At 60.0% G+C, this 12,446-nt stretch carries 10 protein-coding genes; 2 read left to right on the forward strand and 8 right to left on the reverse strand.

The window, feature by feature from the left end; all coding sequences use genetic code 11:
* The first annotated feature begins 50 nt into the window (after nucleotides 1-50).
* Nucleotides 51-665, forward strand: coding sequence for a LysE family translocator (locus tag FY152_08640; protein UXS32152.1), 615 nt, complete (start codon nucleotides 51-53; stop codon nucleotides 663-665).
* On the opposite strand, the gene recN is transcribed toward FY152_08640, so the two are convergent.
* The 7 genes from recN to FY152_08675 all read right to left on the reverse strand — a co-directional run bounded on the left by recN (nucleotide 662) and on the right by FY152_08675 (nucleotide 9,703).
* Nucleotides 662-2,335 carry a DNA repair protein RecN gene (recN, locus tag FY152_08645; protein UXS32153.1) on the reverse strand — a complete coding sequence of 558 codons (1,674 nt, stop codon included), beginning with the start codon at nucleotides 2,333-2,335 and terminating at the stop codon, nucleotides 662-664. The two genes, FY152_08640 and recN, sit on opposite strands and share 4 nt — an antisense overlap.
* Nucleotides 2,336-2,350: 15 nt before the next feature.
* A complete protein-coding gene (locus FY152_08650; protein ID UXS32154.1) occupies nucleotides 2,351-3,217 on the reverse strand; it encodes an outer membrane protein assembly factor BamD in 867 nt (288 codons plus the stop codon).
* A 235-nt stretch (nucleotides 3,218-3,452) separates the two neighbouring features.
* Nucleotides 3,453-4,412 carry a UDP-3-O-acyl-N-acetylglucosamine deacetylase gene (locus FY152_08655; protein ID UXS32155.1) on the reverse strand — a complete coding sequence of 320 codons (960 nt, stop codon included), beginning with the start codon at nucleotides 4,410-4,412 and terminating at the stop codon, nucleotides 3,453-3,455.
* Between the two features lie 269 nt (nucleotides 4,413-4,681).
* Entirely contained in the window at nucleotides 4,682-6,436 is a 1,755-nt protein-coding gene (gene ftsZ, locus FY152_08660; protein UXS32156.1) for a cell division protein FtsZ, read from the reverse strand.
* A gap of 92 nt (nucleotides 6,437-6,528) precedes the next feature.
* Nucleotides 6,529-7,860 (reverse strand): cell division protein FtsA, encoded by a 1,332-nt coding sequence (gene ftsA / locus FY152_08665; protein ID UXS32157.1) that lies wholly within the window; start codon nucleotides 7,858-7,860, stop codon nucleotides 6,529-6,531.
* Nucleotides 7,857-8,789, reverse strand: a complete 933-nt coding sequence (locus FY152_08670) for a cell division protein FtsQ/DivIB (GenBank protein ID UXS32158.1) — start codon at nucleotides 8,787-8,789, stop codon at nucleotides 7,857-7,859. The genes ftsA and FY152_08670 overlap by 4 nt, the downstream gene beginning before the upstream one ends.
* Nucleotides 8,777-9,703 (reverse strand): D-alanine--D-alanine ligase, encoded by a 927-nt coding sequence (locus tag FY152_08675; protein UXS32159.1) that lies wholly within the window; start codon nucleotides 9,701-9,703, stop codon nucleotides 8,777-8,779. Before FY152_08675 ends, FY152_08670 begins: the two co-directional genes overlap by 13 nt.
* Before the next feature lie 542 nt (nucleotides 9,704-10,245).
* Here FY152_08675 and FY152_08680 point away from each other — a divergent pair.
* Nucleotides 10,246-11,550 (forward strand): MHS family MFS transporter, encoded by a 1,305-nt coding sequence (locus FY152_08680; GenBank protein UXS32160.1) that lies wholly within the window; start codon nucleotides 10,246-10,248, stop codon nucleotides 11,548-11,550.
* Nucleotides 11,551-11,622: 72 nt separating this feature from the next.
* Here FY152_08680 and FY152_08685 read toward each other — a convergent pair whose 3' ends face one another.
* Nucleotides 11,623-12,426 carry a GGDEF domain-containing protein gene (locus FY152_08685; GenBank protein ID UXS32161.1) on the reverse strand — a complete coding sequence of 268 codons (804 nt, stop codon included), beginning with the start codon at nucleotides 12,424-12,426 and terminating at the stop codon, nucleotides 11,623-11,625.
* Between the last annotated feature and the right edge of the window lie 20 nt (nucleotides 12,427-12,446).

Below are 12,446 nucleotides of genomic sequence, written 5' to 3' on the forward strand. Positions count from 1 at the left end.
AGGAATCCGTTATTCTGAACATCCGGATGAAACAGATGCCGGAGCCTTCCATGGACGTCACGATCCTCATTGCCTTTGCGGCAGCCTTCTTTGTGTTCGCAGCCAGTCCCGGACCGGACAATATGACGATCGTTGCCCGCACGATCACCCATGGGGCCGCCTCCGGCCTCGCCTATGGTGCGGGAACCGTGGCCGGAATTTTGATCTTCCTCACGCTTGCAGCCTTTGGCCTGTCCATCCTCGCCGCCGAAATGGGAACCCTGATGGCGGTACTGCGCTACGGCGGCGCGGCCTATCTGGTGTGGATGGGCATCAGGCTCTGGACGGCGGAACCTATCGTTCCCGATCTGCAGCCGGTGAGTGCCGGGCGTAGCCTCATCTCGCTATTCGCGACTGGAACCGCGCTCAACCTCGGCAATCCGAAAATGCCGCTCTTTTACGTCGCGCTGCTGCCGAACATTGTCGGCGCTTCGCTGACGATCGATCACCTTGCGGCCCTGGCAACGGTCATCATCGCGGTGGAGGCGATTGTTATCGGCGGTCACGTTCTTCTCGCCGTGCGGGCGAGAAAACTGCTGCGGCAGCCGAAAATCATTCGCAGGGTGAACCGGGCGGCAGGCGGGATCATGATCGGCTCCGGCGTCGCGGTCGCCGTCAGCCGTTAATCCTTGGCGGCAAGCAGGCGAGCCGCCGCGGCCCTCGCCTCGTCCGTCACCGATGCGCCGGCAAGCATGCGGGCGATTTCTTCGGTGCGGTGTTTCGGCTCCATCGTCGCCACACGCGTGGCGATGCGTTCGCTGCCGTCGCCCGAGGGGCCCTTGGAAATGAGAAGATGAGTCGCCGCCCGCGCCGCCACCTGCGGTGCATGGGTGACGGACAGCACCTGAACGGTCTTGGACAGGCGGCGCAGCCGCTGGCCAATGGCATCCGCCACAGCCCCGCCAACGCCCGTATCGATTTCGTCGAACACCAGCGTCGGTGCAGAACCGCGATCCGCCAGCGCCACTTTCAGCGCCAGCAGGAAACGGGACAATTCGCCACCCGAGGCCACTTTCATGATCGGCCCCGGCCGTGTGCCCGGATTGGTCTGAACGTGGAATTCCACCGTGTCGATGCCCTCGGCCGTCGCCTGCTCGGGATCGGACGTCACCTCGACGGTAAACCGCGCCCGCTCCAGCTTGAGCGCCGGCAATTCCGCCATCACCGCATTGGAAAGCGCATCCGCCGCGTGGCGGCGTTTGTCGGAAAGAGATTGCGCAGCACGGTCGAAATCGGCCTTCACCACACCGAGATTAGCCTCGAGCTTGCCGAGCTTTTCCTCGCCGGCATCGAGATCGGCAAGATCGGCCACCATTTTTTCGGCGAGGGCAGGCAAGTCAGGCACGGCGACATTATATTTGCGTCCGGCGGCACGCAGCGCAAACAGCCGCTCCTCCACCCGCTCCAGCTCACGCGGATCGAACTCGGTGCGGCGCAGCGCCGCCTCCACTTCCATCTGCGCATTGGAAAGGCTGTCCAGCGCGGCATCCAGCAATTGCACGGTGTCTTCCAGCAAACCGGGAGCCTCGTGGCTCTTGCGCTCCAGACGCCGCATCATCGAGGCGATGACAGGCACAGGCGAGGCATTGCCGTTCAGGAATTCGCTGGCCTCGGCAATATCACCGGCAATGCGTTCGGATTTCTGCATCACCGCCCGTCGCTCGGCAAGCTCTTCCTCTTCGCCGTCACGCGGCGAAAGCCCTTCCAGTTCCTCGACGGAAGAGCGCAGATAATCCGCCTCGCGGGCGGCAGCTTCGACCTTGGCGCGGTGGGTCTTCAGGGCGCGCTCGGCATCCTTCCAGGTGCGGTAGAGGCCCTGAACGGAGCGGGCTTCATCGCTCAGCCCCGCAAAGGCATCCAGCAGCGTGCGGTGGGCATCGGTATCGACAAGCGCGCGATCATCATGCTGGCCATGAATTTCGACCAGCAATTGTCCGAGCTGGCGCATCATCTGCACGCTGATGGCCTGATCGTTGATATAGGCCTTGGTGCGCCCGTCAGAGGATTGCACCCGGCGAAAAATCAGGTCGCCATCATCATCAAGGCCGTTCTCGCGCAGGAGAAGCCGTGTGGGGTGACTGTTCGGGACTTCGAAAGTGGCAGTCACCTGCCCCTTTTCTTCCCCATGGCGAACCAGACCACCATCGCCGCGACCACCGAGGGCGAGCGAGAGACTATCGAGAAGGATGGATTTGCCCGCGCCGGTCTCACCTGTCAACACGGAAAGGCCCGCTTCAAAACCGAGGTCGAGCCTTTCAATCAGGACGATATCGCGAATCGAGAGCTGGACCAGCATGGCCTATGCCCCGTCTCAGGCGCCGATAAGCTTCTTGCCGGCACGCGAAATCCAGGACCCCTTGTTTTCCCGCGGTTCAAGCCCCTGACCCTTCAGCAGCTTGTAGGAATCCGCATACCATTGGCTGTCGGGATAGTTGTTGCCGAGAACGGCCGCCGCAGTCTGCGCCTCATCCGCCAGGCCCATCGCATAATAGGCTTCCGTCAGACGCGCCAGCGCTTCCTCGATCTGGTTGGTGTTCTGGTACTGCTCGACAACGATGCGGAAACGCGAAACGGCGGCGAGATATTCCTTGCGCTCAAGGTAATAACGACCGACCTGCATTTCGCGACCGGCGAGCTGGTCGCGGGCGAAACGAATCTTGGCCTGCGCATCGGCGACATATTCCGAATCGGGATAGTCGTTGACGACCTTGTTCATCGCCTCGACGGTGCGCTGCGCGGCGCGCTGGTCCTGCGTCACGTCGGAAATCTGCTTGGAATAAGCAAGACCGATCATGTACTGAACGTAAGCGGCATCTTTGGAGCGCGGATATTGGCGCAGGAACCGGCTGCCGTTTGTAATGGCCACATCGTTCTTGTTGGTGCGCGTGGCGATGAAGGTCTGCATGACCAGAGCCTTCTGGCCCCATTCGGTGAAGGGATACTGCTTGTCGATCGCCTCGAACTTGCGCGAGGCTTCCGTCATGTTGCCGGCGTTCATGTTGGCAAGCCCCTGCTTGTACAGAACGTCAGGCGGATCCGACTCGAAGCCAAGCTTGGTGATGTCGATATCCGGATCGGACTGGCAGGCAGTCAATGCCGCACTGGCACCGACCAACAACAACGAAACGGCGATCCCCCGTATCGTACCCTTCATCGCACCAGACCCTACATGCTTCATTCGACAGTTCCCACTTCCCGCGCAAATACATAAGCATCGGCTTTGCACTGGCGTTTCTAGCCATAAAAGCATCCGCAGGGCAACGCAATGATGACGCATTAACGCATTTTTATGGCATCCGCCCGCGCAATCGCATGAATATCAGGCGATATGAAGAAACATATCGCCCCTAACGACGAAAAAGCCGCCCCGAAAGGAGCGGCTTTTCCTGTCAATCAATAGCCTGCGAACAAACTCAAGCCGACCAGGGTGCAAATTCGGGCATGTTGACCGCAACGAATTCGCGGGCGCGCACCATCTGGTTGCGGGCGGCCGGAGCCTCCACGATCTCATAGGCCGAGCGGTCGCTCAGGAGAGCCTTCAGCGCGTTCGCATTGACCTTGTGGCCGCCGCGATAGGAGCGATAGCAACCGATGAACTGCGCGCCGGCAAGCGCCAGGTCGCCCACGGCGTCCAGCGTCTTGTGGCGGACGAACTCGTCCTTGGCGTAGCGCAGGCCTTCCATGTTGATGACGCTATTGTCGTCGGAGATGACGACCGAATTCTCAAGCGAGGAGCCAAGCGCATAACCGGCAGCCCACAGGCGCTCCACGTCGCGCATGAAACCGAAGGTACGTGCACGGGAAAGTTCGTTCTTGAAGCTGTCAGCCGTCAGATCGCCCTTCCAGGACTGCTTGCCGATCAGCGGCGTGTCGAAATCGATATCGACCTCGAAGCGCGTGCCGTCATAAGGGCGGAACTCCGCCCAGGAGGCACCCGAATCGATGCGCACCGGCTTGGTGACGCGAATATAGCGGCGCTTCGCACCGAGGTTCTTGATGCCAACGGATTCGATCGCTTCGATGAAGGGCGCGGAGCTGCCATCCATGATCGGCGCTTCCGGACCGTCGACCTCGACGATGAGGTTGTCGAGACCCATGGCGTAGATGGCGGCCATGACGTGCTCGATCGTCGCCACTGACTGGGATAGCGAACGGCCGAGCACGGTGCACAGATCGGTATTACCGACATTGGCCGAAACCGCCTTCAACTCGGTTACACTGCCATTCTCATGAAGGCGGTGGAACACGATGCCCGTTCCGGCTTCTGCAGGCTGGAACGTCATCGAAACCGGATTGCCGGAATGCACGCCAATGCCCTTAAGCTGAACAGCATTTGCGATAGTTGTCTGAAATCCGAGCAGTCCGATAGTCATGCGTATATGCCTTGTTTTGCAACCCGCGCCGCCTGGGCCAGCGCCGTTCAAGTTTTCAAGCCGGTTTTGGCAACCGGCATAGTCGTATTTCCCTTTACCCAGCCTCATACATACGCACATGTAGGTGCCACGACAAATCACTGTTCGTTTCGGATTGTTACACGCGTAAACTATTGAAAACGCAATTTAATTTAGTGTTAATCACGCAAAATAAACAAAACGCCCGGGTCGTGAAACCCGGGCGTTTGAAGAGGCGGATGGAATCGCCTTTAGTTGGATTGGCGGCGCAGGAACGCCGGGATTTCCAGCTGGTCATCGTCGTGGTGGCTGGCCGAAGAAGGCGTTGCACGGCCGTGGTCGTCAAGCTGGCCACGACGCGGTGCGTAGAGGCTGGCTTCCGGCGAAAGCGGGGCGCGACGCTGCTGCGGCGCCATGCTCGGCGCGTCCATCATGTCGGACGGAACTTCTTCTTCTTCGCGACGGCCAAGCGAGTTGGTGATGCGCTTCAGAAGACCCATCGGACCACGCTCTTCCTGAGCAGCAGGAGCGGCGTGGGTGCGATGTTCCATCTCGGCCTTCACGACCGGCGGGAAGTCCTCGACCTTCGGCATGCGTACCGGCTCGGGCTGGCGGGCAACCGGTGCGGGTTCCTGGTAGACAGGAGCCTGCGGCTGCTGCATGCGCGGTGCCGGAGCAGCAACCTGTTCCGGAGCATGGTAGACGGGCGCCGGAGCGACCGGTGCCGGAGCGGCCTGCTGAACCGGCTGGGCCGGACGGAGAGCCGGTGCTTCAGCCGGGGACGATGCAAACAGCTTGCTCTGCGGACGGAAATCCTGGGCCGGCTGCTGGTGTGCGGCGAAACCGAGTTCGCGTTCCATTTCGGCTTCCGCCGAACGGATGGTCTGGGCGATCTGGTCTACGGTCTTGGGTGCCTGCGATACTGACTGGGCAGGCTGAACTGCGGCCGGAGCGGGAGCAACGGCCGCGGAAGGACGGATAAGCGGCTTGGCGGCAGCTGCGGCGCGCATATCGGCAACATTCTGTTCGCCGATACCAGCAACGCGGTCGATGCCGGTGGCCACGACGGAGACGCGGATGAGACCTTCCAGGGCTTCGTCGAAGGTTGCGCCGAGGATGATGTTCGCATCCGGATCGACTTCTTCGCGGATACGGGTTGCAGCCTCGTCGACTTCGAACAGGGTAAGGTCGCGACCACCGGTGATGGAGATCAGCAGGCCCTGTGCGCCCTTCATCGAGGTTTCGTCGAGCAGCGGGTTGGCGATTGCCGCTTCCGCAGCCTGCATCGCACGGCCCGGACCGGAAGCTTCGCCGGTGCCCATCATTGCACGGCCCATTTCACGCATGACCGAGCGAACGTCGGCGAAGTCGAGGTTGATGAGACCTTCCTTCACCATCAGATCGGTAATGCAGGCAACGCCGGAATAGAGAACCTGGTCGGCCATGGCGAAGGCGTCGGCAAAGGTCGTCTTGTCATTGGCAATGCGGAAGAGGTTCTGGTTCGGAATGACGATCAGCGTATCGACGGACTTCTGCAGTTCCTCGATGCCCTGTTCGGCAAGACGCATGCGGCGGCCGCCTTCGAAGTGGAAAGGCTTGGTAACGACGCCGACCGTGAGGATACCCTTGTTGCGGGCAGCCTGTGCAACGACCGGGGCAGCGCCCGTGCCGGTGCCGCCGCCCATACCGGCGGTGACGAAGCACATATGGGTGCCGTTCAGGTGATCGATAATCTCATCGATGCACTCTTCAGCGGCGGCGCGGCCGACTTCCGGCTGGGAACCGGCGCCGAGACCCTCGGTGACGTTGACGCCGAGCTGGATGACCCGATCTGCCTTCGTCATGGTCAGCGCCTGCGCATCCGTGTTGGCGACAACAAAGTCGACGCCCTGGAGGCCGGCCGTGATCATGTTGTTAACAGCGTTGCCGCCGCCACCGCCAACGCCGAAAACGGTGATGCGTGGCTTCAGCTCGGTGATATCAGGCTTTTGCAGCTGTATCGTCATTTTAGCATTCCTTCTTTCTCTGGCCGCATCGCCCCGCTGGCCGATTCTTGAAAACTCAACTCTGAAACCTCCGGCTTACGCCACGAGGCCACTCAAAAACTCTCTTTCAGCCATTGCCCCACCCGGGCTATCCGGCCGCTACCCGTACCAAACGGCGAGAACATTCCGCCTTGCGCCGCATGAATTTCGATGTCCGCCACCTGCGGATAGATCATCAGTCCGCAGGCGGTTGAAAATGCCGGTCCCTTCGCCGCCACCGGAAGACCAGCCACACCCATGGGGCGGCCGATGCGAACGTTGCGGGCGAGAATGCGCCGTGCCGTTTCCGGCAGCCCCGTCAGCTGGCTTGCGCCGCCGGTCAGGACGACACGTTTGCCGACGATGGGGCTGAAGCCGGACTTCTGGATACGATCACGGATCAATTCCAGCGTCTCTTCGATACGCGCCCGCACGATGCGGGTTACAAGTGCTCTTGAAACTTGCGATGGTTGATCGCGATCATCTTCGCCAATCGGCGGGATCGAAATCATGTCGCGCTCATCCGCGCCATTCAGCAAAGCCGAACCATGCACCACCTTCAGTCTCTCCGCATCTTCGATTCGTGTCGAGAGGCCACGTGCAAGATCTGTCGTAACGTGATGGCCGCCAAGGCCGATCGCGTCGGTGTGAATGAGCCGGCCTTCGGCGAAAACCGAGATCGTCGTGGTGCCGCCGCCCATGTCGATGGCCGCGCAACCAAGTTCGACTTCATCGTCGACCAGCGCCGCAAGACCGCTGGCATAGGGCGTCGCCACCATGCCTTCGACCGAAAGATGCGCGCGGTTGACGCAAAGCTCGAGGTTCTTAAGCGCCGTGCGCTCGACCGTCACCACATGCATGTCGACGCCAAGGAGGTCGCCATACATGGAGAGCGGATCACGAATGCCGCGCTCACCATCCAGCGAATAACCCGTCGGCAGCGAGTGCAGGATCGCCCGGTCCTGACGCATGGACTGCTGGCTTGCCGCCACCAGAACCTTGCGCAGGTCGCTTGCTTCCACTTCCTGGCCGCCGAGATCGATGCTCGCGGTATAGATATCGCTCGCCAGCCGTCCGGCCGAAACATTGACGATCAGGCTGTCGACGGTAAGCCCCGCCATGCGCTCGGCCGCATCGACCGAAAGACGGATCACGCCTTCCAGCGCGTCGAGATCGGCGATCACGCCGGATTTCACGCCACGCGAGCGCTGGTGGCCAATGCCGATGATTTCAACCTTGTGGGTGCGGCCCGGCAGAATTTCGCTTTCCTGGCGTGGCGTCAGACGGCCGATCATGCACACGACCTTGGTCGAGCCGATGTCCAGCACAGAGACGATATGGCTGCGCTTGGAGGAAAGGGGCTTCAGACGCGGCAGGCCGAAATGGGAAGAACCAAAAAAGCTCATGTGTTCTTCTCCGCTTTCTTGAGTGCCTTCGTGCGTGCGTCCACGGCGGTCTGGCGACGTGCCGTCGCACCTTCGGTCAATTGGATCGTGGTGCGGTCCGCAAGCCGCAGATCGACGGCGGCGACATCACGAGACAGAACCTTTTCCTCGAGGTCGAGCCGCGCCAGCAGTTGCAGCGCCTGCGGCAGGTTTTCTTCCGGCAGCTTGACGACGATGCCGTTATCGAGATGCAGATCCCAGCGACGACCGGCAATGCGCACATAGGCGCGGACACGGTTGCGGATTTCCGGCCAGTCGGCCAGCTGCTCGACGAAGCCGGCAGCCCCCGTTTCAGCGTCACGTCCGACGAAGAGCGGCAGGGCCGCAAATTTATTGTCGCGCAGCGGCGCAATCACGCTGCCGCTTTTTTCAATCAGCGACAGTTCCGAGCCATGCTGCCAGATACCGAAGGCCTCACGCTCCTTCAGCCGGACTTCCACGGTCTTGGGGTACACCTTGCGGATATCGACATCTTCCACCCAGGGAAGCTGCACCAGCTTGCGGCGCGCCGCATCGATATCGAGCGCGATCAGCGAGGTGCTGCCATCGAGGCCGAGAAGCTGGAAGACTTCGATTTCCGAGGTCTGCAAATTGCCGGAAACCTTGACGTCCTCGACTGCGAAGCCGGCTGCCGATGTCGTGGTCTGGGTGACGATAGTCGTATGGCCGCCGAGCGACATGCCGTAAAGCCCGGTCACCGCGTAAAAGGCGACGGCCGAAATCGTACCGGTATGGGCGGGAATGTGGATGCGCCCGGTCGCAAGGCTGACGCAGAAGCGCACGACGCGACGCATCGGACGCGGTAGCACCCTGCGATCGTCGGCATTGGCCGCCGCCGCATATTGCTCGCGCTTTTTTGCCGTCGACTTTTTGCCGATCACCGCAAACACGAAGCGTCCTCCACCATCCAGCTGACAAGGTTACCAAAGGAGCGGCCAGCGTGGGCCGCCATTTCCGGCACCAGGGAGGTCGGCGTCATGCCCGGCTGCGTATTCACTTCAAGCCAGATAACTTCGCCATCTTCTGAGAAGCGGTCGTCGTAACGAAAGTCTGAACGGCTTACGCCACGGCACCCGATCGCCTGATGTGCCATAACCGCCAGTGTTTGAATTTTTTGGTAAATTTTCGGTGAAATTTCCGCCGGAATGACATGCTTTGAGCCACCGGCAGCGTATTTTGCGTCATAATCATAGAAATTGTGACCGAGCGGCACCACCTCCGTGACACCCAGCGCCTCGCCATCAAGCACGCCGCAGGTCAGCTCGCGACCATGAATGTAGCGCTCCACCATCACCTGATCGCCATAACGCCATTCGGACGAGGTGAGGATTTGCGGCGGATGCGACTGGTCTTCCTTGACGATGACAACACCGAAGCTCGAGCCTTCGCGCACCGGCTTCACCACATAGGGAGGCGAAAGCGGATGCTCGCTGGTGAAATCGAAGCGGTTCATGACGCGCTCGACGGCAACCGGAACACCGGCAGCCGCGGCCACTTTCTTGGCCTGCGCCTTGTCCATGGCGAGCGCCGAAGCGAGCACGCCGGAATGGGTATAGGGAATGGCAAGATATTCGAGAATGCCCTGAATAGTGCCATCTTCGCCGAAAGGGCCATGCAGCGCATTGAAGGCAACGTCCGGGCGCAATTCGTCGAGTACGGCGGCGACATCGCGGCCCACATCGACGCGGGTAACCTTGTACCCCTCACCCTCCAGGGCGAGCGCGCAAGCGTTCCCCGACGACAGGCTGACCGGCCGCTCCGACGAAAACCCACCCATAAGAACAGCTACATGCTTGCCGCTCATCGATACCTCTGACACCAACTCTCCGTTACGAACCACGCCCGAACCGCCGAATTTGACGAACGGTGATTCTGGCACATGATCCTTGAGATCAGTTAAACGCCATTAAGGTTAATGAATCGTTTACTTTCGTTAACCGCCGCGCCCAACATGCCGAGTTCCGTTAAAGAATCAGCATCGATCCGGATTCCCTCCTTGGAATCAGAGAGTTGCACGGATTGCAACATGCAGCTTTTCAATGATCGGAAATAAAATCGCCGCGCGGCCTCCACCTTGCTCCGCAGAAGACAAGTCTGAAACGTTAACGAGAGGCGCTTTTCCCCAGCGAAAATTATCTGGCGTTTCAGCGTTTTAAATCCGCGACCTGAATCAGTCTCTCATCAGCCGAGCGCATGCCGAATGCCCGACACCAGGCCCGTCGCATTCAAAGATCACATTATTTGCATTATTTCTTTTTTAGCATTCCATAGGAACAAAAATTGCGTTAACGCAGTCCTTGCCTCCCAAGGCATGACATTCCAATCATCTGAAATGGAACCCAAACCATGACTGACGCGGTATCTCAGGTATCGTCGACAGCTGGCAATTCGAACGTTGTAAAGACAAATTCGCCTGCACGAGTTCTCACTGCCAGCCTGGTCGGCACGACCATCGAGTTTTTCGATTTTTACGTTTACGCCACGGCCGCAGTGCTCGTGTTCCCGGCATTGTTCTTCCCGAACAACGATCCGATGACGGCGCTTCTGGCGTCCTTCGCCACCTTCTCCATCGCCTTTTTCGCCCGCCCTCTCGGCGCCGTCGTTTTCGGTCACTATGGTGACCGTGTCGGCCGCAAGACCACGCTTGTCGCGGCCCTTCTGACGATGGGCGTATCGACTGTCGTGATCGGCCTTCTGCCGACCTATGAGACGGCAGGCGTTCTGGCGCCGCTGTTCCTCGCACTTTGCCGTTTCGGTCAGGGCTTCGGCCTTGGCGGCGAATGGGGTGGTGCCGTTCTGCTCGCCACGGAAAATGCCCCTCCCGGCAAGCGCAGCTGGTACGGCATGTTCCCGCAGCTCGGCGCGCCCGTCGGCCTGTTCCTTTCCTCCGGCGTCTTCTGGATCCTGCTGCACTTCATGTCGCAGGAATCACTTTTGAGCTGGGGCTGGCGCATTCCCTTCGTCGCTTCGATCATCCTGATCGCTGTCGGCATGTGGGTGCGCCTGTCGATCACCGAAACACCCGATTTCCAGAAAGCGATCGAAAAGGAAGAGCGTGTGGCCGTGCCGGTCGCGGAACTTTTCCGCAATCACAAGCGCAGCCTCGTGCTCGGCACCTTCGTGGCGCTGGCCACCTTCGTGCTTTTCTATATCGGCACCGCTTATCTGCTCTCCTACAACGTCAAGGTCCTGAAAATCCCGTTCCTCGACGCGCTGGAAGTGCAGATCCTCGGCTCCATCGTCTTCGGTATCTTCATTCCGATCGCCGGCAAGCTTGCCGAGAAATTCGGCCGTCGTGAAATCCTGATCCTGACGACGGTGCTGATCGGCCTGTTCTCCTTCCTGCTGCCAAGCCTGATGACCGGCGGCGAAGGTTCGATCTTCGTTTTCGCGGCTCTGGCCATGATGCTGATGGGCATGACCTACGGCCTGATCGGAACGGCGCTGGCCGCGCCCTTCCCGACCCGCGTGCGTTACACCGGCTCGTCCATCACCTTCAACATGGCCGGCATCTTCGGCGCATCGCTGGCGCCTTACATCGCCACATGGCTGCAGGTGAATTACGGCATGGGATATGTCGGTTATTATCTCTGCGTATCGGCGCTCATCACGCTGGCCTGCATTCTTCTGTCCCGCAAGGACGAAGTCTGAGCCAAGCGCAGCCCAATAGGAAAAGCCGCGAAACCGGGTTTCGCGGCTTTTTTCATTCTGCCATATCAAATCCTATGCGACGGTCTGGCGGCTGACCTTCTGGCCGGCAAAACAGATGCGATTGCGCCCGGATCGTTTCGCGTCGTAAAGCGCCATATCGGCATTGTGCATGACTCTCTCGAAAATCTCCCAATTCGCCCGGAAAGCCACTCCCATCGAGACGGCGGTACTGATCCGCATGTCCTGGAAATCCACCGGTGTCGCCGCGATCCTCGCACGCGCCTTTTCGCAGAGTTCCAGAAAATGCTGCGGAGCAAGCTCCTGCACGACGACGAATTCTTCCCCACCCATGCGCGCGATATAGGCGGTTTCATCGAAACAATCGCGGATCATGGCGGCGACACTGGAAATAACCATATCGCCAGCCAGATGGCCGTATCTGTCATTCACCGATTTGAAGTGATCGATATCGACAAAGGCGACGCAATATTGCGTATCGAGACGAGCACAGTTGGCGTAAAGCCCCAGCCTGTTGTTGAGGCCGGTCAGGGCGTCAGTGTGGCTGAGATGCAGAAACCGCTCATGCGACTGGGCAAGCAGCTTCACTTCGCGCGCATTGATCCAGCCGATGATCAGAGCCAGGGTAAACGCGATCGTTGCCGACAGGGTCGTGCCGAGCATCAGCCCATTCGCAAGGTCGGTCACCAGCCCTAACAGCGACAGAATGAAGAGCCCCGCCGTATCGATCACGACGGCAATAATAGTGACCAGGATCGCCACACGCAGCGCAAAATCGAGCGGTTCCAGCCGCTGGCGGCCTTCAGGCGTCGTAACCGAAAAACTTATGCTTTGGATCAGTTTATGCCAGAGACCCAACTTAACCCCCAACGGGTTTG

Origin of the sequence: Agrobacterium tumefaciens, assembly GCA_025560025.1 — a bacterium.
GTDB lineage: Bacteria > Pseudomonadota > Alphaproteobacteria > Rhizobiales > Rhizobiaceae > Agrobacterium.